This is a genomic window from Amycolatopsis rhabdoformis, from assembly GCF_035918295.1.
Lineage (GTDB): Bacteria > Actinomycetota > Actinomycetes > Mycobacteriales > Pseudonocardiaceae > Amycolatopsis > Amycolatopsis rhabdoformis.
In genome coordinates this window covers 5649544-5673249 of record NZ_CP142149.1, presented here as the reverse complement: position 1 = coordinate 5673249, position 23706 = coordinate 5649544, and the positions used below count along the sequence as shown (strand labels likewise).

At 71.3% G+C, this 23706-nt stretch carries 27 protein-coding genes; 13 read left to right on the top strand and 14 right to left on the bottom strand.

All coding sequences use genetic code 11. The annotated features are described in order from the left end of the window. Positions 1 to 6: 6 nt before the first annotated feature. Positions 7 to 423 (bottom strand): Fur family transcriptional regulator, encoded by a 417-nt coding sequence (locus VSH64_RS26175; RefSeq protein WP_326565336.1) that lies wholly within the window; start codon positions 421 to 423, stop codon positions 7 to 9. A 174-nt stretch (positions 424 to 597) separates the two neighbouring features. Here VSH64_RS26175 and VSH64_RS26170 point away from each other — a divergent pair, with 174 nt between their 5' ends. Continuing rightward, the gene (locus tag VSH64_RS26170; protein ID WP_326565335.1) at positions 598 to 1017 is read left to right on the top strand and encodes a Fur family transcriptional regulator; all 420 of its coding nucleotides are present in this window, start codon (positions 598 to 600) and stop codon (positions 1015 to 1017) included. A gap of 37 nt (positions 1018 to 1054) precedes the next feature. Here VSH64_RS26170 and VSH64_RS26165 read toward each other — a convergent pair whose 3' ends face one another. Next, on the bottom strand, positions 1055 to 1981 hold the full coding sequence (locus tag VSH64_RS26165) for a GlxA family transcriptional regulator (RefSeq protein ID WP_326565334.1): 927 nt from the start codon (positions 1979 to 1981) through the stop codon (positions 1055 to 1057). A 121-nt stretch (positions 1982 to 2102) separates the two neighbouring features. Between VSH64_RS26165 and nthB the strand changes: the two genes are divergently transcribed. The 4 genes from nthB to VSH64_RS26145 all read left to right on the top strand — a co-directional run bounded on the left by nthB (position 2103) and on the right by VSH64_RS26145 (position 4349). Then, on the top strand, positions 2103 to 2858 hold the full coding sequence (gene nthB / locus VSH64_RS26160; protein ID WP_326565333.1) for a nitrile hydratase subunit beta: 756 nt from the start codon (positions 2103 to 2105) through the stop codon (positions 2856 to 2858). Continuing rightward, positions 2855 to 3475: a nitrile hydratase subunit alpha gene (gene nthA, locus VSH64_RS26155; RefSeq protein ID WP_326565332.1), complete on the top strand. Its 621-nt coding sequence runs from the start codon at positions 2855 to 2857 to the stop codon at positions 3473 to 3475. The genes nthB and nthA overlap by 4 nt, the downstream gene beginning before the upstream one ends. 10 nt (positions 3476 to 3485) lie before the next feature. Further along, positions 3486 to 3818 carry a nitrile hydratase accessory protein gene (locus tag VSH64_RS26150; protein WP_326565331.1) on the top strand — a complete coding sequence of 111 codons (333 nt, stop codon included), beginning with the start codon at positions 3486 to 3488 and terminating at the stop codon, positions 3816 to 3818. A gap of 72 nt (positions 3819 to 3890) precedes the next feature. Further along, positions 3891 to 4349 (top strand): MarR family winged helix-turn-helix transcriptional regulator, encoded by a 459-nt coding sequence (locus tag VSH64_RS26145; RefSeq protein WP_326565330.1) that lies wholly within the window; start codon positions 3891 to 3893, stop codon positions 4347 to 4349. A 6-nt stretch (positions 4350 to 4355) separates the two neighbouring features. On the opposite strand, the gene VSH64_RS26140 is transcribed toward VSH64_RS26145, so the two are convergent. The 3 genes from VSH64_RS26140 to VSH64_RS26130 all read right to left on the bottom strand — a co-directional run bounded on the left by VSH64_RS26140 (position 4356) and on the right by VSH64_RS26130 (position 7210). Further along, on the bottom strand, positions 4356 to 4994 hold the full coding sequence (locus VSH64_RS26140; RefSeq protein ID WP_326565329.1) for a hypothetical protein: 639 nt from the start codon (positions 4992 to 4994) through the stop codon (positions 4356 to 4358). Beyond that, positions 4991 to 5341, bottom strand: a complete 351-nt coding sequence (locus VSH64_RS26135) for a hypothetical protein (protein ID WP_326565328.1) — start codon at positions 5339 to 5341, stop codon at positions 4991 to 4993. The genes VSH64_RS26140 and VSH64_RS26135 overlap by 4 nt, the downstream gene beginning before the upstream one ends. 264 nt (positions 5342 to 5605) lie before the next feature. Beyond that, positions 5606 to 7210, bottom strand: a complete 1605-nt coding sequence (locus tag VSH64_RS26130; RefSeq protein WP_326565327.1) for a DUF885 domain-containing protein — start codon at positions 7208 to 7210, stop codon at positions 5606 to 5608. Between the two features lie 105 nt (positions 7211 to 7315). Here VSH64_RS26130 and VSH64_RS26125 point away from each other — a divergent pair, with 105 nt between their 5' ends. Next, positions 7316 to 8257, top strand: a complete 942-nt coding sequence (locus tag VSH64_RS26125; RefSeq protein ID WP_326565326.1) for a GlxA family transcriptional regulator — start codon at positions 7316 to 7318, stop codon at positions 8255 to 8257. A gap of 456 nt (positions 8258 to 8713) precedes the next feature. On the opposite strand, the gene VSH64_RS26120 is transcribed toward VSH64_RS26125, so the two are convergent. The 4 genes from VSH64_RS26120 to VSH64_RS26105 form a co-directional block, all read right to left on the bottom strand. Further along, positions 8714 to 9541, bottom strand: coding sequence for an IclR family transcriptional regulator (locus VSH64_RS26120; RefSeq protein WP_326565325.1), 828 nt, complete (start codon positions 9539 to 9541; stop codon positions 8714 to 8716). A gap of 122 nt (positions 9542 to 9663) precedes the next feature. Then, the gene (locus tag VSH64_RS26115; protein WP_326565324.1) at positions 9664 to 10641 is read right to left on the bottom strand and encodes an LLM class flavin-dependent oxidoreductase; all 978 of its coding nucleotides are present in this window, start codon (positions 10639 to 10641) and stop codon (positions 9664 to 9666) included. A gap of 141 nt (positions 10642 to 10782) precedes the next feature. Continuing rightward, on the bottom strand, positions 10783 to 11007 hold the full coding sequence (locus VSH64_RS26110) for a hypothetical protein (protein WP_326565323.1): 225 nt from the start codon (positions 11005 to 11007) through the stop codon (positions 10783 to 10785). Positions 11008 to 11043: 36 nt separating this feature from the next. Continuing rightward, complete coding sequence (locus tag VSH64_RS26105) at positions 11044 to 11775, bottom strand: sigma-70 family RNA polymerase sigma factor (RefSeq protein WP_326565322.1); 732 nt, start codon at positions 11773 to 11775, stop codon at positions 11044 to 11046. Positions 11776 to 11922: 147 nt separating this feature from the next. On the opposite strand from VSH64_RS26105, the gene VSH64_RS26100 reads away from it, so the two are divergent. Further along, complete coding sequence (locus VSH64_RS26100; protein ID WP_326565321.1) at positions 11923 to 12750, top strand: TetR/AcrR family transcriptional regulator; 828 nt, start codon at positions 11923 to 11925, stop codon at positions 12748 to 12750. Between the two features lie 111 nt (positions 12751 to 12861). Here VSH64_RS26100 and VSH64_RS26095 read toward each other — a convergent pair whose 3' ends face one another. Beyond that, entirely contained in the window at positions 12862 to 13530 is a 669-nt protein-coding gene (locus VSH64_RS26095) for a DUF6891 domain-containing protein (protein ID WP_326565320.1), read from the bottom strand. A 71-nt stretch (positions 13531 to 13601) separates the two neighbouring features. Between VSH64_RS26095 and VSH64_RS26090 the strand changes: the two genes are divergently transcribed. Further along, positions 13602 to 14213, top strand: coding sequence for a TetR/AcrR family transcriptional regulator (locus tag VSH64_RS26090; RefSeq protein WP_326565319.1), 612 nt, complete (start codon positions 13602 to 13604; stop codon positions 14211 to 14213). An 11-nt stretch (positions 14214 to 14224) separates the two neighbouring features. Here VSH64_RS26090 and VSH64_RS26085 read toward each other — a convergent pair whose 3' ends face one another. Further along, positions 14225 to 15157 carry a GlxA family transcriptional regulator gene (locus tag VSH64_RS26085; RefSeq protein WP_326565318.1) on the bottom strand — a complete coding sequence of 311 codons (933 nt, stop codon included), beginning with the start codon at positions 15155 to 15157 and terminating at the stop codon, positions 14225 to 14227. A gap of 119 nt (positions 15158 to 15276) precedes the next feature. Between VSH64_RS26085 and VSH64_RS26080 the strand changes: the two genes are divergently transcribed. Beyond that, positions 15277 to 15744, top strand: coding sequence for a Rid family hydrolase (locus VSH64_RS26080; RefSeq protein ID WP_326565317.1), 468 nt, complete (start codon positions 15277 to 15279; stop codon positions 15742 to 15744). Between the two features lie 82 nt (positions 15745 to 15826). On the opposite strand, the gene VSH64_RS26075 is transcribed toward VSH64_RS26080, so the two are convergent. Further along, complete coding sequence (locus VSH64_RS26075; RefSeq protein WP_326565316.1) at positions 15827 to 16624, bottom strand: IclR family transcriptional regulator domain-containing protein; 798 nt, start codon at positions 16622 to 16624, stop codon at positions 15827 to 15829. Between the two features lie 183 nt (positions 16625 to 16807). Between VSH64_RS26075 and VSH64_RS26070 the strand changes: the two genes are divergently transcribed. Genes VSH64_RS26070 through VSH64_RS26055 form a run of 4 tightly spaced genes read left to right on the top strand, consistent with a single transcriptional unit; the run spans position 16808 to position 21194 of the window. Then, positions 16808 to 18229, top strand: a complete 1422-nt coding sequence (locus VSH64_RS26070) for an aromatic ring-hydroxylating dioxygenase subunit alpha (RefSeq protein WP_326565315.1) — start codon at positions 16808 to 16810, stop codon at positions 18227 to 18229. 11 nt (positions 18230 to 18240) lie between these two features. After that, positions 18241 to 19674, top strand: coding sequence for a glutamine synthetase family protein (locus VSH64_RS26065; RefSeq protein WP_326565314.1), 1434 nt, complete (start codon positions 18241 to 18243; stop codon positions 19672 to 19674). Then, a complete protein-coding gene (locus VSH64_RS26060; RefSeq protein ID WP_326565313.1) occupies positions 19652 to 20605 on the top strand; it encodes a PDR/VanB family oxidoreductase in 954 nt (317 codons plus the stop codon). Before VSH64_RS26065 ends, VSH64_RS26060 begins: the two co-directional genes overlap by 23 nt. A 43-nt stretch (positions 20606 to 20648) precedes the next feature. Next, the gene (locus VSH64_RS26055; protein WP_326565312.1) at positions 20649 to 21194 is read left to right on the top strand and encodes a cupin domain-containing protein; all 546 of its coding nucleotides are present in this window, start codon (positions 20649 to 20651) and stop codon (positions 21192 to 21194) included. Positions 21195 to 21241: 47 nt separating this feature from the next. On the opposite strand, the gene VSH64_RS26050 is transcribed toward VSH64_RS26055, so the two are convergent. Both VSH64_RS26050 and tkt read right to left on the bottom strand, forming a co-directional pair. Continuing rightward, positions 21242 to 21448 (bottom strand): DUF2630 family protein, encoded by a 207-nt coding sequence (locus VSH64_RS26050; protein ID WP_326565311.1) that lies wholly within the window; start codon positions 21446 to 21448, stop codon positions 21242 to 21244. 87 nt (positions 21449 to 21535) lie between these two features. Beyond that, on the bottom strand, positions 21536 to 23626 hold the full coding sequence (gene tkt / locus VSH64_RS26045; protein ID WP_326565310.1) for a transketolase: 2091 nt from the start codon (positions 23624 to 23626) through the stop codon (positions 21536 to 21538). Positions 23627 to 23706: the final 80 nt, after the last annotated feature.

The following is a 23706-nucleotide window of genomic DNA, read 5'->3' as shown; positions in this document are numbered from 1 at the left end:
TCCCGCTCAGCGGGCGGGTTCGGCGTGCGCGTGCCCGTCGGGAGCGCAGTGGGAGCACAGGCCGGTGTGGATCGCGGCTTCTTCGTGCGTGCCGAGGGTGTCGAGGCGGCCGCAGTTCGTGCACAGCAGGTGGCCGTGCTCGGGCCCGGTGAGCTCGTAGCGCTGCGCGACGCCGACGGTGTCGAAGCGCCGCACGAGCCCGGCGGACACTCCGGTGGCGAGCACGTCGTGAACCGCGCGGGTCGACGCGAACCGGAGGCGGTCGCGCACGTGGGGGAGCAGCTCCGCGACGGTGGTGTGCGGCTGCTCGGCGAGGGTCTCGAGCACGACCTGGCGCGCGGTGGTCACGCGCAGACCGGCGCGGCGCAGGCGAGCGCCGGCGTCGAGGTTGCCGGGCTGGGGAAGCGTGGGTGTGGGAGGCACAGGACTCTTTGTAGTCCCTAGAGTTGATGGAGTCAATTGTCAGAGAGAGTCAAGTCTTGCTGCGGCGGTGACGGATCGGCAGGTGGCGGGCAGGTTTGAGGTGCTCACGGGGGGTCGGCTGTGAGCTAGTGCACGACAGACTTGATGCAGTCCATTCTGAGGTACCCTGCCTGAATGGACGGATTCGGGGTGCGGCTGCGCGACAAGGGCCTGCGCAACACGCCGCAGCGGCGCGCGGTGCTGGCCGCCGTCGAACGCCACCCGCACTCGACGGCGGCAGAGCTCGCCATCACCCTCGAAGCCGACGGCGCGGCCGGCGGTCTCTCGCGCCAGGGCCTCTACAACGTCCTCGAAGACCTCGTGTCCGCCGATCTTCTGCGCTCACTCGAACCCGCCGGCTCGCCCGCGCGCTTCGAGCCGCAACTGCACGACAACCACCACCACCTCGTGTGCCGCCGCTGCGGCGCGATCCAGGACGTGCCGTGCGCCGTGGGCGCCCCGCCGTGCCTCGAACCCGTGACCGCGCCGGGCTTCCGCGTGGAAGCGGCCGAGGTCACGTGGTGGGGCACGTGCGACGCGTGCGCGGCCGGCTGAGGTCCGTCCACAACGGACTCGTTGCGCGCGGAGTTCGCTAGTCCTCCGGGTGCGCCCGCAGGTGGCGGCGCAGTGTCTCGTCGCTGCCCAGACCACTGCGCCGTGCCGCGGCCGCCACGGTTTCCCCGCTCAGCACGAGCGCGACGGCCGCCTCGCGACGCACGGCGGCGACGTACGTGGCCGGCGTCTGGCCCGTGCCTTCCTTGAAGAGCCGGGAAAGGTGGCGCGTGCTGAGGCCCGCGCGCTGAGCCATGCTCGTGAGGCAGTGGTCGCCGGCCGGGTCGGCGGCGACCTCGTCGCAGAGGGTGCGGACGAGGTCGCGGCGTGGACGCGGCGTGCGCGCGGGCACGGAAAGCTGGGGCTGGGCGCCGCGGCGGCGCATGAACACCACCAGTTCGCGTGCGATCTCGTGGGCCAGGACGTCGCCGGCGTCCTCTTCGACCAGGGCCAGCGCGAGGTCGATGCCGGAGCTGACGCCGGCGGAGGTGAGCACGCGGCCGTCGCGCACGTAGATGGCTTCGGCGTCGACCTCGGCGGCCGGGTAGCGCTCCTGCAACAGGTCGGCGTGGCGCCAGTGGGTGGTGGCGCGGCGGCCGTCGAGCATGCCGGCGGCGCCGAGCGCGAAAGCGCCCGCGCACACCGACGTGACGCGCCGCGCGCCGCGGGACAGGTGCCCGATGGCGCCGAGCAGTTCGGCGTCCGCACCGGGTTTCACCAGGCATTCGCCGCCGGGCACCACGAGCGTGTCGACGTCGGCGACCTCGGCCACGGCGCAGTCCACGCCGAGGCGCAAGCCGCTCGACGTGGTGATGTCGCGGCCGTCGGGGGAACACACCGTGACGACGTAGCCGGTGCCCAGTTCGGCGGCGACGTCGAACACCTCCAGCGGGCCGGTGACGTCGAGCAGCCGGACGCCGTCGAACACGAGCACGGCGACCGGGACACTCGGTCTCGACAGGCCCACCCAGGGAATCTACGACGGCTCCCGGCCACAGGAAAGGGCCGGATGTGTGGGCTGCGTGTCCGCTGCCGGGCGGTTACGCGGTGTTAGCTTCTTCGTGGACGACGCGAAGGCGGTGCCCAGGATGAAGCTGCAACACGGTCTCGGCGGTCTCGAGGGCCTCGAGGGGTTCCCGTTGGACTACGAGAAGCGGGTGTTCGTCGAAGACTGGGAGAAGCGCATCTTCGGCATCCACGCGGCGATGATGGGCCTGAGCGCCTCGCTGCGCGATTCGGTGCCCGACTATGACCTCGACGCCGTGCCCACCACGTTCCGCACCACGTGGACGTGGGCGCACCTGCGTTCGGGCGCGGAGGCGATGCACCCGTTCGAGTACTTCAAGTACCGCTACTACGAGAAGTGGCTGGGCGGCATCAGCGCGTACCTCGTGGAGCAGGGTTATCTCACGCAGGAAGAGCTCGACGCGGCCACGCAGCGCTTCCGCGAGCAGCCGGCCGAGCGCGAAGCCGCCGAAGCGGCCGCCAGTCCCGTCGACGACCAGGTGCTCGACTACCTGCGGCGCGGGGACACGCCGAGGCGCGGCCCGGCCACGCCCGCGTTCGCAGTGGGCGACGAGATCGTGGTGCGCAACCCGCCGGCGACCGAGCACACGCGGCTGCCCGGTTACCTGCGCGGGCACCGCGGCCGCGTGGAGCGCGTGTTCGAAGGCAACTACTCGTACTTCGTCTCCACCGGCGGCGACGGGCTCGGCGAACCGATGTCGGTGTACATCGTGCGGTTCGAGCCCGAAGAGCTGTGGGGCGAGGAAACCGAGCGCGCGGCCGGCCCGCTCTACGCCGAGCTGTACGAGGCCTACCTGACCCGAAGTGGAGACCGATGAGCGAGCTGTTCTCCTACCCCGCCGACCGCGAAGAGGCGAGCGCGGCGCAAGTGCAGGCGCTCGAGGCGCTGCTGATCGAGAAGGGCGTGATCACCGGGTCCACTGTGGACAAGGTGCTCGGCTACTTCGAGTCGGAGATGACGCCGCTCAACGGCAAGAAGATCGTGGCCCGCGCGTGGGTGGACCCGGAATTCGCGCGGCTGCTGGCTACGGACACGCCGCGGGCGATCGCGCAGCTCGACCTGCCCGAGGGCATGGCCGGCGCCGAGGGTGAGCACATCGCCGCCGTGGTGAACGAGCCCGGTGTGCACAACCTGGTGATCTGCTCGCTGTGCTCGTGTTTCCCGTGGCCGGTGCTGGGCCTGCCGCCGTATTGGTACAAGGACCCGGTGTTCCGCGCCCGCGCGGCGCGCGAGCCGCGCGTGGTGCTGGCCGAGCTGGGCGTGCGCCTCGACGACGACACCGAGGTGCGCGTGTGGGATTCGAGCGGGCACTCGCGGTGGTTCGTGGTGCCGGCGCGGCCCGCGGGCACGGAGGGCTGGAGCGAGGAACAGCTCGCGGAGCTCGTGACGACCGAGTCGATGATCGGCGTGGCCCTCGCGGGCCCGGCGGCGTGAGGGGACGACCGTGGCGATCGACATCAGCACGCTGGACTACGACGAGTCCGGCCACGTCAAGTTCCACTCGTCCTGCTCCACGGACCTCGAGCAGCCCGTGTTCGACGCCGAGTGGCAGCGGCGCGCGTTCGGCCTCGCGGTGGCGCTGTCCGAATTCGGCCACTACGCGTGGGAGGACTTCCAGCGCGAGCTGATCGCGGCCATCGGCTCCTGGCAGTCGGCGCCCGACGACGAGAAGGGCCGCTGGGAGTACTACCAGCACTGGGTCACGGCGCTCGACACCGTCGTGCGCCGCCACGGCCTCCTCGAAGACGGCTACGTCAACCCCGAAGACCGCGACTGACCGGTCGCCTAGACTGCCTCCTCACCGGGCGCGCGGACGCCGCCACCGGACGACGCGGAGGAGGCGGCAGCGGTGGTCAGCCGGGCCGAGAAGAACGAAACGAACCCCGACCTGGGCATCCTCGCGGGCCGGCTGCTGTTCGCCGTCCAACACGAACTCTTCACCTCCCTCGCCGCCCAGGGTTTCGCCGACCTCCACCCCCGCCACGGCGCCGTCCTCGCCTACCTCGACACCGAAGGCGTACGCGCCACCGAGTTGTCCCGGCTGTCGGGCCAGCACAAACAGGTGATCGGCACCATGATCGACGAGCTGGAGGCGTTGGGCTACGTCCAGCGCCGCCCCGACCCCGCCGACCGGCGCGCCAAGCTGATCTGCCCCACCGAACGCGGCCTCGCCGAAATGCGCGCCGCGGGGCGCATCATGACGGCGTTGCAGGAACGCCACGCGCGGAGGCTGGGGCGGGAGGCGTATACGCAGTTCAAGACGGTGCTGTTGGATGTGGTGGAGCATCAGCGGAAACGCACTGTCTGACGGGTTTCACTCGGGCGAGGAGGGCCTCGACGGGTGTTCTTCGGCGGTGCCCCACACATCGTCGGTTTCCACCAGCCACGTCGGCTTCCGACGAACGATGGTTCCCTCCACGTCGACGGTCGGCGGGCTTGTCGCCGATGACTCGGCAACCTCGTCAGCCTCGGCGAGTGCCTCCGCGAGGTAGCCGAAGACAGTCGCCGCACCTCGCCGGTCGCCCGACCTCCGAAGTGTCGCGAGCGTTTGGGCCAGCACCTTGACTGCCTCTTCGGCCCGGTGCAGGCTCTCGCCGCTGCCGCCCGGCGCGATCGGGCCCTCGTTCGGGGCCTGCCCCGCGCCCGATCCGGCTGGGGTAGCGCCGATTCCCATGCCGCCCGCGATCTCCTCCCGCCAAGCCCGACGGGACTCCGCCCGCTCCTCGGGGGTGGCATCCGCGAGCCGGTCGGCACCACTGCCCGGGGCACCCGCTTTCCGCGGCTGTGGCGGGCTGCCGTCCATTCCGGTCGGCGGCGGACCGGACTCGCCGGAGCCCGAATTCGCGATGCGGCGCACGAGATCGGGCGTGTCCCGGCTCAGCTTCTCGTCCAGGATCACGCGCAGCTGCGCCGCGGCGACCTGCTCCGGGGTGAACGGGGTCTGTCGGGTCACGATGCCGACCGCTCCTCGTCTGGCTGGTCGAGTTCGTCGAGCAACGAGTCCAGTACACGCCCCTGGAACACATCCAGCAACAAGCACTCGTCGCGTTCGGCCAGCTCCGACTGCGCCAGCTTCGCGAGCAGCTTCAACCCGGTGACGCGGCGGACCGGCGACTCGTCCAGCGCCAGTTCGGCCGCCCAGGTGAACCTGCGCCACCACTCTTCGCGTCGCGCGGAGAGCTCCCGCTGCACGGTGGCCCGATCGTTGGCGCGGACCGACAGCCGCACGCCGAGGAATGCGCCGGCCGCGGTCAACAAGCCGACGAGGAGTGACAGCCCGGCTTGCCACCACGGGTTCACGCTCGACCTGCCGATCTCGTTGCGGTGCGGCCGTCCGAGCGTAGCGCGTTCGACTGCCGGGCGTCCGGATTAAGCGAAGTGCCTCCTGCGCTTTTCGGCCCGCGCCACCAGGTGATCGGCACCGGAGCATCAGCGGAAACGCGCTATCTGACCGGTTTCTCCCGTCGTGACGAAGGAAATCCATCTGGAGTAGACCTCGCGCGCGAGGCCCCGCACGCCGAGGTGTGGGCGCGCCGGTCCGGCACACCCACCCCCGACACCGCGTCAGCGCAACGCATCCTGCAACAAAGCCAACCCCACCGGACCCACCGCCAACGCATCCTGATGCCACTGCCGCAACGAGAACTCCGGTCGCGCCGCCGCCTCTGCACGGGCAGCCAGCCAAGACCGTTCCCCAAGTTTGTACGCGATCGCTTGGCCCGGCCAGCCGAGATAACGGACGACCTCGGCGTGCACGCGGTGTTCGGCCGCGAGGCCGCGGTCGTGGAGGATGCGGCAGGCCGTGGGGAAGTCCCAGTGGGAGCCGTCGGGCAGGGGGAGGTCGAGGTGGGCGCCGATGTCGATCACGACGCGGGCGGCGCGCATGGCGGAGCCCGCGAGCATGCCGAGGCGGGTGCCGGGCTGGGTGTACCAGCCGAGTTCGTCGGCGAGGCGTTCGGCGTAGAGGGCCCAGCCCTCGGCGTGGCCGCTCACCGAGTGCACGCGCGCGAAGCGGCTCACGCGGTCGGCGGTGAGCTTCGCGGTGCCGATCTGCAGGTGGTGGCCCGGCACGCCCTCGTGGAACACCGTGGTGAGTTCGGACCACACGGCGAACCGCGAGCGCCCGCCGAGTGGCCACCAGGTGCGGCCCGGGCGGGAGGCGTCTTCGCTGGGGCCGGTGTAGTACGGCGCGCCCGAGGCCGAACCGTGGGCGATGGTCACGTCGATGGCGCGCAGGGGTTCCGGGATGTCGAAGTGGGCGGCGGCGTCGACCATCGCGCGGTCGTGGGCGGCGCGCAGCCAGTCCACATAGGCCGGTTCACCGTCCACAAAGTACTGCTCGTCCAGTAGTGCCATCGCTTCGGCCACGGAGGCGCCCGGCCGGACCGCGGCCGCCTCGGCCGCCAGCTCCTGCTCGATGCGCGCCAGCTCGGCCCAGCCCCACTCGTACGCCTCGGCCAGGTCGATGTCCGCGCCGAGGCTCAGCCGCGCGCCGGCCGCGTAGCGCTCGGCGCCGACGCCCTCCGTCGTGGTCGCGCGCGGGGCGTAGTCCTCGCGGAGGAAGCGGGCCAGCTCGGCGTAACCGCGGTGCGCGGCGTCGGCGGCGGAGCGAAGGTCGCGCGACAGCGGGCCGTCGCCGTAGGCGGAAACCAGGGATTCGTGCACGCCGGCGAACCGGTCGGCCTGTGAAGCCGTCTCCAGTGCCTGCCGACGCGCCGCGACGAGGCCGCGGTCGAGGCCGGACCGCAGTGACGTCTGCCAGGCCGCCAGCATCGTCTCGATACCGGCCAGGCGCACGCCGATCACGTGCCAGTCGTCGTCGCCGGTGCGCGGCAGCATGTCCACGGTGTCGCGCAAGGAAGTCAGCACGCCGAACTGCGCCTTCACCGTGCGCAGCGGCTCGCCGAGGTCGTGCCACGCGAGCTGCGCCTCGAGCCGTTCCTTCAGGTGCGCGCCCGCGATGCGGTCTTCGGTCGACTCCGGCGTGAGGGTGGCCAGGGTCGCGAGCGTGCGCCGCGCCAGGTCGGCGCGCGCGTCGAAGCCGTCGGGGGAGAAGTCGGTGAGCGTGGCGGGGTCGGGGGTGGTGATCCCGCGCATCGTCGCCGCCACGGGGTCGAGGGCGGCTTCGGCGGTCACGTGCTCGTCGGAGAGCTGGAAGATCGGCGTCACGCGCCTCACGCTATACCCGCAGCGCGAAGCCGGTGTGAACTCCGGGAAGCCACAGTGAAGGAATCGGGCGTTGGCGAGAACGCCGCCGACCACTAGAATCCCGCCATGCATTCCGTGGTGATCCTCGCCCTGGACGACGTCGTGCCGTTCGATCTGGCCACGCCCATCGAGGTCTTCACCCGCACTCGCCTGTCCGGCGGCCGCGCCGCCTACCGCGTACGCGTGTGCGGGCCCACCGCGGTGATCGACGCCGGCGCGTTCACGATCCAGGTCCGCCACGGCCTCGAAGCGCTCGCCGAGGCCGACACGATCATCATCCCCGGCCGCGCCGAGATCGCCGACGTGCCGGCCGAGGTCGTCGCAGCCCTACGCGCGGCCGCGGCCAACGGCGCGCGCCTCGCGTCGATCTGCTCCGGCGCGTTCATCCTCGCCGCCACCGGCCTGCTCGACGGCCACCGTGCCACCACGCACTGGGCCGCCGCGCCCGAACTCGCCGCGCGCCACCCGGCGATCGAGGTCGACGCCGACGTGCTCTACGTCGACAACGGCGCCGTGCTCACCTCGGCCGGCGCCGCCGCGGGTCTCGACCTCTGCCTGCACCTCATCCGCCGCGACCACGGCTCCGCGGTGGCCGCCGACGCCGCCCGCCTCTCGGTGATGCCGCTCGAACGCGAAGGCGGCCAGGCGCAGTTCATCGTGCACGACCAGGCGCCGACACCGCGCGGCTCGGTACTCGAACCGGTGCTGCGCTGGCTCGACGAGAACTGCGCGAAGGACCTCACGCTCGACGACATCGCCGTGCACGCCGGAATGAGCAGCCGCACCCTCAACCGCCGCTTCCGCGAACAGACCGGCACCAGCCCGTTGCAGTGGCTGCTGCGCGCCCGCATCCGCCAGGCGCAGCACCTGCTGGAAGCCACAGACCACGGTGTCGACCGCATCGCGGGTGAGGTCGGGTTCGGGTCGCCGACGTCGTTCCGGGACCGGTTCAAGCGGGTGGTCGGCACCAGTCCGCAGGCCTACCGGAGCAGTTTCCAGCGCCGGTGAACGCGGCGGCCGACCAGCGAACAGTGTGGTGACCGGCCGGACGTAGCGCCGAAAACGCCACGCCCGGTGAGGAGTCAGGCGTGCAGCAGCCCGGTCAGCTCGCACAGCTCACCCAGGCCCGCCAGCCCGTACGTGAGTTCCGTGATCCGGTCCACCACCGCGTCCGTGACCACCCCGCGTCGCGGTCAGCCGGAACTTGGTGGCCGGCTCTTCGGCCGACAGCGAGTTGTCCGGTCCACCCCGGTTCACGTCGACACGCTTCGTCCCGTCCGTGAGCCGCGCGCAGCACGGCTGGGAACTGGTGCGGGAAGATCTCGTCGCAGCGCTCGTCCGGGACACAATGGACCTTCCCGTCGTCCGGTACCTCAAGCGCGGACGCTGATCCTTGGGGCAGAGGGCCCGTCGCGTTTGCGGCGGAGGGCCCACTTTCGCGTTCCCACAGCCTGCACGGACGACTCAGTGCCCGGCAGAGTCCCCCGGCTCCCGCAACCACTCCCAGCTGTGCCGGATCTCCTCCGCCGCGTCCCGCACCAGTCCCCGGTACCGGCCCACCGCCTCCGGTGTGAACCGGTACTGCGGCCCGCAAATGCTGATCGACCCGTGAATCTCGCCGTCCGGCCCGAACAGCGGCGCCGCCACCGAGCCCGCGCCCGGCTGGCGTTCGCCCAGGGACACCGCCACGCCCTCGCGCGCGGTCTCCGCCAGCACCGTCCGCAGCTCGTCCGCGGTGGTGATGGTCTTCTCCGTCAACGAAGGCAGCTCCCGACCGAGAACCGCCGCCTGCCGATCCTCCGGCAGAAACGCCAGGATCACCTTGCCGGACGACCCGGCGTGCAGCGGAAACCGCCGTCCGATGTCGACGGTCATCTTGATCTCGCGCGGGCTCTCGAACTGATCGAGGTACACCCGCTCGTCCCCGACCAAGCCGGACAGCGTCGTCGTCTCGCCGGTCTCGTCGCGCAGCCGCCGCAAAACCGGTGTCGCCACCGTTCGCGCGTCGAACCGCCGCAGGGCGCTCGCGCCGAGCGCCACCGCCGCCGGCCCCAGCCGGTAGCCGGCCACGCCGGGATCCGTCGCCAGCATCTCGCGCGACACCAGCGACTGCAGGATCCGGTGCACCACGGCCTTCGCCAGCCCGAGCTCACGGCTGATCGCGCTGACCCCCAGGTACCGGGGCCCGCCCGTGAAGAGCAGCAGCACGTCGGCGACGCGCGCGGCCGCTTCGGTGCCGGCGTTGTCGGGCGCGGCGGCGGGCTTGCGCCCGGCGGTACTCTGGTTGTTCAAACCGGGGATCCTCGACTTCTGGTTGTGTTTCGCTGGTAGGAACGTTGTGACCACGCGCTGGCGGCCACTTTACCGTTTCGAGGACGTTTTCGGGACCCGCCTGTTCCGGTCAGCGATACAAACTACGCTCGTACGCGGGCCAGCGACTCCGCGGCGGCGAAGGGGTCCGGCCCCGCCGGGATGAACACCAGGTGACCCGCCCCGGCGGCCTCGAGTTCGGCCAGCCGCGCCCGCGCGTCGGCGGGGGTGCCGACCACGGCCAGCTGGTCCACCCACTCGTCGGGCAGCGCCGCCGCGAACTCTTCGCCTGAGCCGGCCGCCTGCCGCAACGCCGCGAACTCTTCGCCTGAGCCGGCCGCCTGCCGCAACGCCGCGAACTCGCCGGCGAACGGCAACGGCGCGAGGTGCGGCGCCCAGTCCGGCTCGCCGATCGCGGTGAGCGCCCGCCGGGCCAGCGCCCGTGCGTGGTCGGGGGAATCGTCGACGGCGGCCACGTTGTAGGCCACCAGATCGTGGCCCGGCCCGACGATTTCCCGCACCGCGCGCAGGTATTCGGGCGTGACCGGCTCGGCCAGGATCGTGCCGTCCGCGACCTCGGCGGCCAGCGCCAGCGACTTCGGCCCGCGCACTCCGGCGTACAGCGGCGGCACGACCGTGGGTGGGCTCTGCAGCTGCACGTCCCGCAGTCGCACGGCGGCACCGTCGTGACTCACGCGCGCGCCGCCGAGGATCGCGCGCACCGTGGTGAAGTACTCGCGCAGGAGCGTGAGCGGGCTCGCCGGCCACGCGCCGACCTGCCGCAGCCACCCGGGCATGCCGTGCCCGAGCCCGGCGATCACGCGGCCGGGGAACATCCCGGCCAGCGTCGCCAGTTCCATCGCCGCGAACGCGGCATTGCGCGCGGCGGCCGGCAGCACGCCGACGCCGACCGTGATGCGCTCGGTCCGGGCCAGCGCCACCGCCGCCTGCGCGATGCCGCCGCGGAAGAAGCAGTCCTCCACCACCCACAGCTCGTCGAACCCCAGCCGCTCGGCGTGGCACGCGTACGCGCCGAACCGGCTGACGTCGAGATCCGGCGGCGCGACGAGACCGATCTTCACAGTGGTTCCTCCCGGACGGTTTTCCTTGCCTGGCAGCAAGAAGATACTGCCGTCAGGAGGGTTCGTCGGCCGGCGGCTCGTCGGGCCAGTCGAGCCCGGTCTCGATGATCAGCGTGTCGAAGATCGGCGTGTCGGGCTGCGTCATGTCGGGGCCACCACGTCGATGATGGCGTCGGTGGGCACCCATTCCGCCACGGTTTCGTGGGTGCCGTCGGCCTGCACCGGGACCCAGGTCACGTCGGTGTCGGTGTCGAGCACGGGCGGGCCGGTCACGATGCCGCGCCGGCACAGGCGTTGGGGGCCGGGCTTGCGCTTGCCCGGCAGGTAGGTGACGCGGTGGCCGCGCACCAGTGGTTCGTCGTTCATGGTTCCCCTCCTCGTGGTGTTCCCCTGCGATTCCCCTCAAGCCGGAAGTTCGTCGTTGACCTCCGTGAGCCCCGCGGTCACGACCCGGCACGGCGCGCAGGCCGCGACGTGCCCGCCGATCACCGTCGAGCGCCTGCGCGACAGCCCGCCGCGCACCCACGCACCGAGGTTGCGGCGCGCTTCTGCGCAGTACGGGTCTTCGGCGTGCGGCACCTGCACTTGCAGGTACGCCTGGCGCAGCCCCTCGCGTGCCCGTCCGGCGAGCACCGCGGCGCCGTTCGGCGAGACACCCAGCAGCAGCGCCGCTTCCGCGGTCGAATCGCCCTCCGCGGTGGTGCGCCACAGGACCGTTCGCCACCGGCCCGGCAGCGTGCAGTAGGCCGACCACACGAGGTCGACGTCGGAGCGCAGTAGCGCTTCCTCCTCGGCCACGGCTCGCGCGTCGGCCGGCTCGGGCACCGTCTCGTACAGGTCCACGCGGTTGTGGTGCCGGCTCCAGCGCGCGGCCAGGTTCCGCATGGTGACGATCAGGTACGGCCGGGCGTCACCCCGCGGCCCACCGCCCGCGCGCACGGTGGTGATCACGCGCGTGAACGCCTCGGCGACGAGGTCTTCGCACTCGGCCGGCTGGTGGCGCCAGCGCGCGGCGGTGCGGCGCATCGGCTCGACGTGCCGACGGAAGAGCGCGCCGCTCGCCCGCAGATCACCGGCACGGACGGCTGCGAGCAGCACCGGGTCCGGCGGCTCGTCGTCCCCGGAAGTATTCACCGCGCCAGTCCCCACCGCGTGTCCCAGGTTGTCCGGATACTGCTCGTGTTACACACTCTGTGTATTCAATTACGCACTCACCGAGCACCTAAAGTAACAGGTACAGAAGTGTACCCGACAACTCGGAGAGCGCTACACTTCCGGCCGATGACGCCCCCGCGCACCTCCCCCAAGGCCGACGGCCGGGCGGCGCGCTGGGCCGGCCAGCGCGAACGCCGCCGCCGGGAGTTCGTCGAGGCCGGTTTGCGCGCGATCGCCCGGCACGGCCCGGACGTGTCCACCGAGCAGATCGCCGAAGAAGCCGGCGTCGCGCGCACGCGGCTGTACAAGCACTTCGCCGACGCCACCGATCTGCAGTGCGCCATCGCCGACCGCGCGGGCGAGCTGATCACCGCCGAGTTCACCCCGTTGTGGGACCCGCCCGGCACCCCGATGCAGATGATCCGCGGCGCGATCGGCGCCCACACCCGCTGGCTCGCCGACCACGCGCACCTCTACCACTACCTCACGCGCCACTCGCTCTCCGGCCGCCCCGGCACCCACGACGTGGTCGCCGATGTGAAAACCGCCATCGCGCGCCAGCTCACTGTTTTGTTCGAGCGCTACCTCGCCGCGTACGCCCTCGACACCCGCGTGGCCGAGACGATCGCGTTCGGCCTGGTGGGTCTGGTCGAGTCCAGCACCGCGCGCTGGCTGGAGAACCCCCGCGGCCTCGACCAATCCGACCTGGCGACGCTCCTGGCCGGCTGGACCTGGCACATCCTCGACGACACCCTCCGCGCGGGCGGGTTCGTGCTCGACCCGAACGTGCCGTTGCCGGCGGGGCCGGGTGGGGTGTCGGAGAACGCGTTGTCGGAGGGCGCAGCGCCGGGAGACGCGGGGTCGGAGGGCTTGCCGCAGGGAGATTCGCCGGCGGAAAACCCTCAGTCGCCGAGCACGCTCCCGGAAAACACCGCGCCGTCAGACCACGAATAGGTCCATTGTGGACATCCGTGCTGGTTCAAGCGAGCCGCTCCGGCGACCTCTCGGCACAGAGGCGAGGGCGCACCCCGGCACACCGGCGCTGCTCGACCGCGTTCGCCGGCGTCAGCTCAGTCGCTTCTGCCAGTCCACCGCCACCCGGATCCGCTCGTCCGGCGACCCGTCCCACGTCACCGACAGATCCTGAGCCCGCAACGCCGCCACCACCGTCTGCCCGACCTGCGCCGTCGCGGTGCCCGAGCCCGAGAAGGGGCCGAACGACAGCATCAGTTCGCCGCCCTCGGTGATGCGGGCGGTGTCCTGCTGGTGGAAGAACACGAACCCCCGGTCGCCCGGAGCGGCTTCCGCGCCGATCTCCGTGACGCCGCAGTTCTGGCAGCACGTGAAGTCGGGCCGGGCGACCACGCCGGAACCCGACAGCGCCGAGAACGCCGCCAGCACCCGATCCGCGTCGGTGACGGCGGGCCAGCTGCGCTGCTCCGCCAGCCGCTCCCGCCACAACCGGTCCACGATCGCGCGCGCCTCGTCGAGCGACACCGGTTGCTCGTCCGGGTCGAAGTACTCCGTGATCGCGACCGCGATGTCTTCCGGCGTACTGAACCCGCCGTGCACGAGCGGCCGCGCGAATTCCTCGGCTTCGGCGGCAGTCACCGCCGGATCGACCGTCGAGCCGGCGTCAACCGTCGAGGCAACATCGACCGGCGAGACATCAACCGTCGAGGCGGCCGCACCCTCGTTCTCGACCGGCGGCTGTTTGCGCTTGCGTCCCCACATGCCCTCATGGTGCCACCCACCCCCGACAGAATCGGCCGATATCCTGATCGGCAACGGCGAGGAGCGAACGCATGGCGACGGACAAGGCGACCCGGACCTACCGGATGAGCCGGCGCGCCGACGCCATGGAGGACACGCGCCGCCGGATCACCGAGGCGATCGTGGCACTGCACGAGTCGATCGGCCCGGCGCGCACCACCGTCGCGGGTATCGCCGAGGCGGCCGGCGTGCAGCGCCACACCGTCTACCGCTACTTCCCGACCGAAGACGACCAGCTCGCCGCCTGCTCCGCGCACTACTGGGGCAACCACCCCTGGCCGGATCCGCAGCAGTGGCGGTCTCTCGACGATCCCGCCGAGCGCCTCACGCTCGCCCTGCACCAGCTCTACCGCTTCTACGCAGAAGTGGAGCCGATGCTGGTGAACTCGCTGCGCGACGCTCCCGACATGCCCGCCGTCGACCGCGCTTTCGACGAGTTCCGCGCCTTCCTCGACGCCGCCACCGCCCTGCTGTCCACCGGCTGGGCGCCGGCCCGCGGCCGCAAACGGTTCGTGGTCGCCGCGGTGCGCCACGCGCTCGCGTTCGACACCTGGCGCTCCCTCGTGCGCGAAGCCGGGCTCAGCACCCGCGACGCCGCGAAGCTGATGGCCACCATGGTCACCGCGGCGAAAACCACGCCCTGACCGGCAACGGCTCAGTGCACGGCGGACCCGTGCAACCTCCGGTACCCGGTCGGCGTGGTCCCGACCTCCCGCCGGAAGAGCGTGCGGAAGTTCGCCGCCGTGCCGAACCCGGTGGCCGACGCGATGCGTTCCACCGGCCAGTCCGAGGTTTCCAGCAGCCGCCGCGCGCTGAGGATGCGGTGGCTCACGACCCACCGCATCGGCGACATGCCCGTCTCCAGCTCGAAGTGCCGGATGAACGTGCGAAGCGGCAGGTTGGCGCGCTCGGCCATGCGTCCGACCGTGATCGGATCACCGATGTGTTCCATGACCCAGCTGCGCGTGTCCGACAGGTTCGCGCGCGGCGCGGTGAGCACGTCGACGTACTGCGGCTGCGCGCCGCCGCGGGCGGGGGAGGCCACCACTTCCTTGCCGGCTTCGTGGGCGGCGGCCTCGCCGAAGTCGGTGCGGATGAGGTGCAGGCACGCGTCGATGCCGGCTCCGGCGCCGGCGGAGGTGAGGATCTTTCCGTCTTCCACGAACAGCTGGTTCTCCAGCACCCGCACCGACGGGTACTGCGCGCGGAACGCGGCGAGGAAACGCCAGTGCGTTGTGGCGCTGCGGCCCTCGAGCACGCCGCTCTCCGCGAGCGCGAACGCGCCGGTGCAGATCGCCACCACGCGGGCGCCGCGGTCGGCGGCCAGGCGGATCGTGTCGAGGTACTCCTCGGGCAGCGGCGCTTCCGGCTCGTCGTAACCGGGCACGACCACGATGTCGGCTTCCGGCACCTCGGCCAGTGAATGCGTGGGCGTGATGCCCAGCAGCGCACCCGCGGGCCCGGCGGTGCCGCACACGAGCACGCGGTACCCGTCGTGCCCGCCGAGGATGTGCGCCGGGATGCTGAAATCGAGCCCCATCACGCGGGGGACGGCCAGCAGTGCCACGACCAGCTTCGCAGGGGACAACGGCCTACTCCTCGGGATCGCGGGGCCTGCCGTCAGGTTACTCGCGGTGGCACGATCCTTGCCCAATCTGGCACCGGATCGGCTGGTGACGGGGGTGCGTGCGCTCGTAGTGTTCGGTCTTGATCACGAGGCAGGAAGGCAAGAACCCCATGACCCAGCCGATCGAGCGGACCACGGAGAACTTCGGGGTCCCGTGGGAAAGCGCCTACGGTTACGTCCAGGCCGTGCGACACGGCGACACCATCTACGTGTCCGGCCAGCTGTCGAACGACGGCGACCAGCTCGTGGCGCCCGCGCCCGTGGACGCCAACGGTGCCGTGACGGACTTCTCGGCCATGGAAGAGCAGATGCGCCGCTCGTACGTGAACGCCGCGGAGCTGCTGAAGCGCTACGGCGCGACGCTGGCCGACGTCGTCGAGGAAGTGCTCTACGTGCTCGACATCGATGCCGCCTTCGCCGTGGCGGGTCCCGTGCGCAAGGCGGCCTACGGACGGGAGGACCCGCAGGTCGCCAGCACCCTGGTCGGCACGACGCGGCTCGCCTTTCCCGAGCAGCTCGTGGAGATCAAGCTGATCGCCCGGGTCTGACCCGTCCGTGGGGTGCCCTCGCCGGATCCGTCCGGCGGGGGCATTTCGGCTGTTCGGACGTCCGAAGTGGACAGTCGAGCGGTCACACGAGCTGCGGCTGCAGCTCGTCCGAGGTCTCCCGCAGCACCGGAAGCACGCGCTCGCGCATCTCGGCCTCGGAGATCCGCTCGATGCTCGTGCCGACGTTGAGCGCGGCGATCGGCGTACCGTCCCAGCGCCGCAACGGCACGGCGGCCGAGTGGAAACCGGCCTCGACCTCGTTGGCGACGTACGCGCAACCCGCCTCGGCCACCTCCGTGACCTTCTTCTCCAGGGCCGCGATCCCGTCTTCGTCGAGGCCGGCGTGGGTCACGAGGTGGTGGTGGCGGCGCTCCTCGTCGAGGCCGCCGAGCAGCACGAGCCCGAGCGCGGACTGCGCGGCGGGCACCTGGAACCCGAGGCCCGCACCGATCGGCAGCGTGTGGCGGGGCAGCGCCCGCGCGATCATCACGGCGGACGGCCCGTCGAGCACCGCGGCGGTGCACGACGCGCCGAACAGCTCGGCCAGCCGATCGCACTCCGGTTGCAGTACTTGGCTCACGGGGTTGGTCGTGAGGTACGCCGACGCGAGCGTGAGCACCTTCGGGGCGAGCCGGTAGGCCTTGTCGTCGGTCACCACGTAACCCAGGTGCGCCAACGTGAGCAGCGCACGCCGCACGGTGGCGCGGGGGAGTTCGAGCTTGCGGGCCAGCTGGGCCTGCGTGAGCCGCTCGGCGGTGTGGTCGAATGCGGTGAGCACGAGCAGGCCGCGTTCGAGGGCTTCGGAGTAGTCCGAGCGGCTGGTGCCGTCCACTTCACGAGCCGCGCGCCGGGCTTCGTCCCGCGCGTTGAGCTTCGCCACTTCACCAGCTCCGTTCGATTAACGCACACCTTGTCACGAAATGTAGCACGTCTGCCCCGTTGGGCCTTGCCGCGAGGCAGCACAGCTGCCTACAGTGCTCACATCAGAACCAAGTGTTCGTTAATTGAACATCCTGACTGCTTCCACCACGCTGGACGACGAAGTCGCGAGGAGAACGCTGCGATGCGCGCGGACGACAACCGGAAGATCACCGAAACCGGCCCCGGCACTCCGGGCGGCGACTGGATGCGGCTGTACTGGCAGCCCGTGGCGCTCACCGAGGAGCTCGACACCGAACGCCCGGTGGTGCCGGTGCGGGTGCTCGGCGAAGACCTCGTGCTGTTCCGCAACGAGGACGGCTCGCTCGGCCTCATCGACCGCCGCTGCGCGCACCGCGGCGCCGACCTTTCCCTGGGCCGCCTGGAAGACGGCGGCCTGCGCTGCTACTTCCACGGCTGGCTGTTCAACGGCGGCGGGTCCTGCCTCGACACCCCGGCCGAACCCGAGGACAGCAAGCTCAAGGCCAAGGTGAAGATCCGCGCGTACCCGGTGCGCGAGTGCAACGGGATCGTGTGGGGCTACCTCGGTGCCGGCGAGCCGCCGAACCTGCCCGCGCTCGACTGCTTCGTGGCGCCGCGCGAGTACACCTTCGCGTTCAAGGGCTACCTCGACTGCAACTGGCTGCAGGCGCTGGAAGTCGGCATCGACCCGGCCCACGCGTCCTACCTGCACCGCTTCGAGGAGGACGAGGACACCGGCGACAGCTACGGCAAGCAGTTCCGCGGCGCGTCACTCGGCACGAACCTGCCGATGACGAAGATCCTGCGCGAGTACGGCCGGCCCGAGATCCTCAACGCCCGCACCGAATACGGCCAGCGGATCGTCGCGCTGCGCACCCTCGACCAGGACGGCCTCGACGGCTCGAGCACCCACGTGCGCATCACGCACCAGGTGTTCCCGCACGGCATCACGATCCCGCTGAGCTCCACCATGGCGATCACGCAGTGGCACGTGCCGATCGACGACGTCTCCTGCTACTGGTACGCGATGTTCACCAGCCTCGACGAGCCCGTGGACGCCGAAACCATGCGCGCCCAGCGCCTCGACGGCATCACGCTGCCCGACTACAAACCGGTGCGCAACCGCGCGAACAACTACCGCTTCGACTTCGAGGAGCAGCGCACGCAGACCTACACCGGGCTCGGGCGCGACATCAACGTCCACGACCAGATGGCCGTGGAGGGCCAGGGCTATATCTACGACCGCAGCCGCGAGCATCTCAGCCGCTCGGACCGCGCCATCGTGACCTATCGCCGCATGGCGCTGCAGGCCATCGACGCCGTGGCCGAGGGCGCCAGCCCCGACCTGCTGCTCAAGGACACCGCCGACGTCGAGAGCCGCGGCCCGATCCCGCTCGACGGCATCGGCCCCACCGGCGAGTGGGAGGACTACTGGGCGAGCTCGATCGCCGATCTGCGCAAGGCGAGCCCGTGGGCCGCGCACCTGCAGGCCGCGCTGGCAACGGGCCCGGCCGGCGTGCCGGGCTCGGCGCTCGAACCCGATCGGTCGCAGTCGGCCGACGCCTACGACCGCACCCGGGACTGAGGGCCGTCGCCATGGGGTTCATCGAGAAGTTCGGCCTCTGGACCGAAGAACAACAGGAAGCGGCCAGAGTCGTTCTGGCCCGGGTCGACGAAGAGGGCCTGCGCACGATCCGGGTGTCCTTTGTGGACCAACACGGTGTGCTGCACGGCAAGACGATCCCGGCGAGCGGGCTGGCGAGCGCGTTCCGTGGTGGCCTCGCCTGCGTGTCCACGCTGCTGTCGAAGGACACCTCGGGAAAGACGGTGTTCTCGGCCTTCAACGCCGACGGCGGCCTCGGCGTGGCCGAGATGGCCGGCGCCGCCGACGTGGTGATGGTGCCGGACCCGACCACGTTCCACCTCGTGCCGTGGGCGCCCGACACCGCGCGCATCCTGTGCGACCTGCGGTTCGGCAACGGTGAGCAGGTGCCGTTCTGCAGCCGCGGCGTGTTGCGCACGGCGCTGGAGCGCGCGAGCGTCGCCGGGTTCACCTTCGTGACCGGGCTGGAGATCGAGTTCCACCTGTACCGCCGGGCCGGGCACTCGCCCAACGGCGACGGCATCGGCCACGGCCTCACGCCGACCCCGGTCGAGCCGATCAACCAGGGCAACCAGCTGCTGAGCGAGAACCTCGGCGACGAGGTCGAGCCGGCCACGCGGCGCCTGCGGGAAGTGCTGGAGCGGATGGGGATCGAGCTGCGCAGCATCGAGGTGGAGCTCGGTGCGAACCAGCTGGAGGTCACGCTCGACCCGGCGGCGGGCCTGGAGCCGGCCGACGCCATGGTGCTCCTGCGCAGCAGCGTGAAGCAGGTGGCCCGGCGCCACGGCTACCACGCCACCTTCATGTGCCGGCCGCAGATCGCCGACAGCAAGTCGAGCGGCTGGCACCTGCACCAGAGCCTGGTCGGTGCCGGTGGGCACAACGTGTTCGTGCCGGCCGACGGAGAGGGCGAAATCTCGGCCGTGGGGCGGCAGTTCATCGCGGGCCAGCTCGCGCACGCGAGCGGCGCGTGCGTGTTCGCGAACCCGACGATCAACGGCTACAAGCGGTTCCAGCCGTATTCGATGGCGCCGGACCGCATCGCGTGGGCGCGGGACAACCGCGGCGCGATGATCCGGCTCGTCGGCTCGGCCGAGGACGGCTCCACGCACATCGAGAACCGCGTCGGCGAATCGGCGGCGAACCCGTACCTGTATCTGGCTTCGCAGCTGCACTCGGGCCTGAACGGCATCGAGGCCGCGCTGCCGCTGCCGCCTTCGGCCGACGACCCGTACACGGCCGACGCCGGCCGCCTGCCCGCCAACCTCGCCGCGGCCGTCGACGCGCTCGAGGCCGACACCGGGCTGCGGCGAGCGCTGGGGGAGCAGTTCGTGGCGTACTACGCGGCGATCAAACGAGCCGAGATCGCGCGCTTCGAGCGTACGGTCACCGACTGGGAGCATCGTGAGTACTTCGACCTCTATTGAAAACCTCAAGGTCCGGGTCACCCGCGTGACCTGGGAAGCCGAGGGCGTGGTCGGGCTGCGTCTGTCCAGTGTGGATGGCAGCCCGTTGCCCGAGTGGGAGCCCGGCGCGCACGTGGACCTGAAGCTGCCGTCGGGCCTGGGCCGCCAGTACTCGCTCTGCGGCGACCCGGCCGAGCGCGAGCACTACGACATCGCCGTGCGGCTCGAAGCCGCCGGGCGCGGCGGCTCGGCCGAGGTCCACGGCACGGCGCTGATCGGGCGCGAGCTGGTGCTCGAGCGCGTGCGCAACCACTTCCCGTTGGCCGAAGCCGAGTCGTACCTCCTGATCGCCGGCGGCATCGGCGTGACGCCGCTGGTGCCGATGGCGCGGGCGCTCGCCGGCCGTGGAGCGGACTTCTCGGTGGTCTACTGCGGACACGGCGGGGCCACGATGGCCTTCCGCGCCGAGCTCACGCGGATCTGCGGCGAGCGGGTGTCCTTCGTGGACACCGCGCTCGAACCGCGGCCGGACCTCAAGGAGCTGATCGGGAGTACGGCCGCGGCGGTGTACTGCTGCGGCCCGGCCGGGCTGCTCGACGCCGTCACGGAAGTCTGCGAGGCGGCTGGCGTGCGGTGTGAGACCGAGCACTTCGGCGCGGCCGCGCTCGACGTGGACGAATCGGGCGAAGAGGTGGAACTCGAGCTGCGCCGGTCCGGCCTCACGGTGGTCGCCGACGCGGACACCACGCTGCTGCAGGCGATGCGCGACGCCGGCGTCGACCTCGAGTCCGACTGCGAGGAAGGCTACTGCGGCACGTGCGAGACCCGAGTGCTGGAAGGTACGCCGGACCACCGGGACGTCGTGCTGTCGAAGGCGGAGCGGGCGGCGGGGAAGACGTTCTTCCCGTGTGTGAGCCGGGCTTGCGGTCGCAAGCTGGTGCTGGACCTGTGAGAGTGGAGTCCGTCGTGGACGGACGAGGAAGAGGGGAAACCAGGTGGGCGAGGAAAACCGGACGAAGGTCGCAGTGGTGCAGCCGGGGGACGAGTCGGACCGGGTGGCACTGCCGGGCTTCGGTGCGGTGTTCAAGCTGACGCACCAGAACAACGGGGGTGAGGTCGCGATCCTCGAGCACCCGTTCGCGGTCGGCTCGATCACCGCGCCGCACCGGCACACGCGCGAGGACGAGCACTCGATCGTGCTCGCCGGGCAGATCGGTTTCCGGTCCGACGACAGCGAGGTCGTGCTCGGGCCCGGCGGCTACATCACCAAGCCGCGCGGTGAGATGCACGCGATGTGGAACGCCGGCACCACCCCCGGCCGGATCGTCGAGGTCATCACGCCCGGCGGGTTCGAGATCTACTTCCGTGAACTGAGCGAGCTCCTGCTCGCGCACGCCGACGGCGAGCTGGGGGAGGCCGAGAACCTGCACGAGACCGACGAGTTCGCGCGGCTGGCCGACCGGTACGGCCTCACGTACGGCACACCGGACTGGCTCGACGACGTCGTGCAGCGCTACGGCCTCGCCGCTCCGACGCACTGAGCCTCGGTAAACATCCGCTCGCTGACCCCGGCTGCCGAACGCCGGGGTCAACGAGCGTCGTCGTCGAAGACCTCCAAGGCCCGCCGCTGCTGCAGCAGCCGCACCACGGCGTCCAATTCGGACTCGAGCTTGCTCAACCGCGACTGCTCGTCACGCGAAAGGCCGCCGCCGTGGTGCATGGCGCGCGTGCGCAGCTCGTGTTCTTCGTCGAGCAACGCCGCGAGCCGATCGGTGATCGCGTGCGTGGTTCCCATGCGAGCCATCCCTTCGAACCGGTCCCGGACCGAAGGGAACCGGCCGGGACGTCGTTTTTTCCTCGGACGATTCCCGGCCGGCGAGCATCAGCTTCGGCTCTCGGCGAGCGTGCGGTGTGCCGCGGCCACCACGGCGTCGGGAGTGAATCCGAACTCCCGGAACAACGTCGCGTAGTCGGCCGAAGCGCCGTAGTGCTCGATCGACACGATCTCGCCGGCGTCACCCACGAACTCGTACCAGGGCAACGCGATCCCGGCCTCGACCGCCACCCGCGCCTTCACCGACGGCGGCAGCACCGCGTCGCGATAAGCCTGGTCCTGCGCGGCGAACCACTCGAACGACGGCAGTGACACCACGCGCGTCGCCACCCCTTCGGCCTCGAGCCGCAGCCGGGCTTCGACGGCGAGCTGCAGCTCGGAACCGGTGCCGATCAGGATCAGTTCGGGCGTGCCGTTCGACGCCTCCGCCAGCACGTACCCGCCGCGCGCGACCCCTTCGGCCGACGTTCCCGGCAGCACCGGCACGGGCTGGCGGGTCAGCGCCAGTGCGGTCGGGTGCTGCCCGTCCGCGATCGCGGCCCGCCACGCGGCGACGGCCTCGTTCGCGTCACCGGGACGCACCACGGCGAGGCCGGGAATCGCCCGCAGCGCCGAGAGGTGCTCGATCGGCTGGTGCGTGGGCCCGTCGCCGCCGACGCCGATGGAATCGTGGGTCCACACGTACACGACCGGCAGCGCCATCAGCGCGGCCAGGCGCACCGCCGGGCGCATGTAGTCGCTGAACGCCAGGTAGGTGGCGCCGTACGGGCGGGTGCCGCCGTGCAGCGCGATGCCGTTGAGGATCGAGCCCATGGCGTGCTCGCGGATGCCGAAGTGCAGCGTGCGGCCGTACGGCTCGGCGGCCCACATCTTCGTGGCGGCCGCGAGCGGGCCGAAGGAATCGGCGCCGGTCATCGTGGAGTTGTTGCTCTCCGCGAGGTCGGCCGAACCGCCCCACAGCTCGGGCAGGACGCCGGAAACCGCGTCGAGGAACGCGCCGGACCCCTTGCGCGTGGCGACCTCGGGGCCGCCGATCTCGAACGACGGCAGCCCGGCGTCCCAGCCTTCGGGCAGCGCGCGCGTGGAGAGCCGTTGCTGCAGGGCGTGGCGCTCCGGGTTCGTCGCGGCCCACAGGTCGTAGTCGCGCTGCCAGGAGGTGCGCCAGGCCTCGCCGCGCGTGCGCGCCTCGCGGGTGCGGGCGAGCACGGCGTCGTCCACCGCGAAGTGCTGCTCGGGATCGAAGCCGAGCACGCGTTTCACCGCCGCGACCTCGTCGGCACCCAGCGCGGAGCCGTGGATCTTGCCGGTGTTCATCTTGGTGGGCGCGGGATAACCGATCACCGTGCGCACGCGGATGTAGGACGGGCGCGGGTCGGCCTTCGCCGCCACCACGGCGTCTTCGATCGCGGCGACGTCTTCGCCGTCCTCCACCACCTGCACGTGCCAGCCGTAGGCGCGGTAGCGCGCGTCGGTGTCCTCCGACAACGCGATGTTCGTGTCGTCTTCGATCGAGATGTCGTTGTCGTCGTAGAACACGATCAGGTTCGCCAGCTGCTGGCGCCCGGCGATCGACGACGCCTCGGAGGTCACGCCCTCTTCGATGTCACCGTCGGAGGCGATCACGTACACGAAGTGGTCGAAGATGCTCCGCCCCGGCGCGGGTTCGGGATCGAACAGACCACGTTCGCGGCGGGCCGCCATCGCCATGCCCACCGCGTTGGCCAGGCCCTGCCCGAGCGGGCCGGTGGTCACCTCGACGCCCGGCGTGTGGCCGTGCTCGGGGTGCCCCGGCGTGCGCGAGCCCCACGTGCGCAGCCGGGCGAGGTCGTCGATTTCCAGGCCGTAGCCGGCGAGGAAGAGCTGGATGTACAACGTGAGGCTGGAGTGCCCGGCGGACAGGACGAACCGGTCGCGCGCCGGCCACGCGGGGTCGGCCGGGTCGTGGCGCAGCTGGCGCTGGAACAGCGTGTAGGCCAGCGGCGCGAGGCTCATCGCGGTGCCGGGGTGGCCGCTGCCGGCCTTCTCGACGGCATCGGCGGCCAGCACGCGCACGGTGTCCACGGCGCGGGTGTCGGTGGCCGTCCAGCCCCGCGGGACGCGGCGGGCGGTGGTGGGAGCGGTGGCTTCGGTATCGGGCACTGGACTCGGACTTCCCCTGCGTAGTCGGCTTTTTCCGCCCGTGGTGCACACGCGCCGAGCCGGTTCCGCGTCACCCGGCG

Excerpts from the sequence above, each read along its gene's own strand:
- VSH64_RS26170 (WP_326565335.1), top strand. The coding sequence starts at position 598 with ATGGACGGATTCGGGGTGCGGCTGCGCGACAAGGGCCTGCGCAACACG.
- nthB (WP_326565333.1), top strand. The coding sequence starts at position 2,103 with ATGAAGCTGCAACACGGTCTCGGCGGTCTCGAGGGCCTCGAGGGGTTC.
- nthA (WP_326565332.1), top strand. The coding sequence starts at position 2,855 with ATGAGCGAGCTGTTCTCCTACCCCGCCGACCGCGAAGAGGCGAGCGCG.
- VSH64_RS26125 (WP_326565326.1), top strand. The coding sequence starts at position 7,316 with ATGCATTCCGTGGTGATCCTCGCCCTGGACGACGTCGTGCCGTTCGAT.
- VSH64_RS26110 (WP_326565323.1), bottom strand. The coding sequence starts at position 11,007 with ATGAACGACGAACCACTGGTGCGCGGCCACCGCGTCACCTACCTGCCG.
- VSH64_RS26100 (WP_326565321.1), top strand. The coding sequence starts at position 11,923 with ATGACGCCCCCGCGCACCTCCCCCAAGGCCGACGGCCGGGCGGCGCGC.
- VSH64_RS26095 (WP_326565320.1), bottom strand. The coding sequence starts at position 13,530 with ATGTGGGGACGCAAGCGCAAACAGCCGCCGGTCGAGAACGAGGGTGCG.
- VSH64_RS26090 (WP_326565319.1), top strand. The coding sequence starts at position 13,602 with ATGGCGACGGACAAGGCGACCCGGACCTACCGGATGAGCCGGCGCGCC.
- VSH64_RS26070 (WP_326565315.1), top strand. The coding sequence starts at position 16,808 with ATGCGCGCGGACGACAACCGGAAGATCACCGAAACCGGCCCCGGCACT.
- VSH64_RS26065 (WP_326565314.1), top strand. The coding sequence starts at position 18,241 with ATGGGGTTCATCGAGAAGTTCGGCCTCTGGACCGAAGAACAACAGGAA.
- VSH64_RS26050 (WP_326565311.1), bottom strand. The coding sequence starts at position 21,448 with ATGGGAACCACGCACGCGATCACCGATCGGCTCGCGGCGTTGCTCGAC.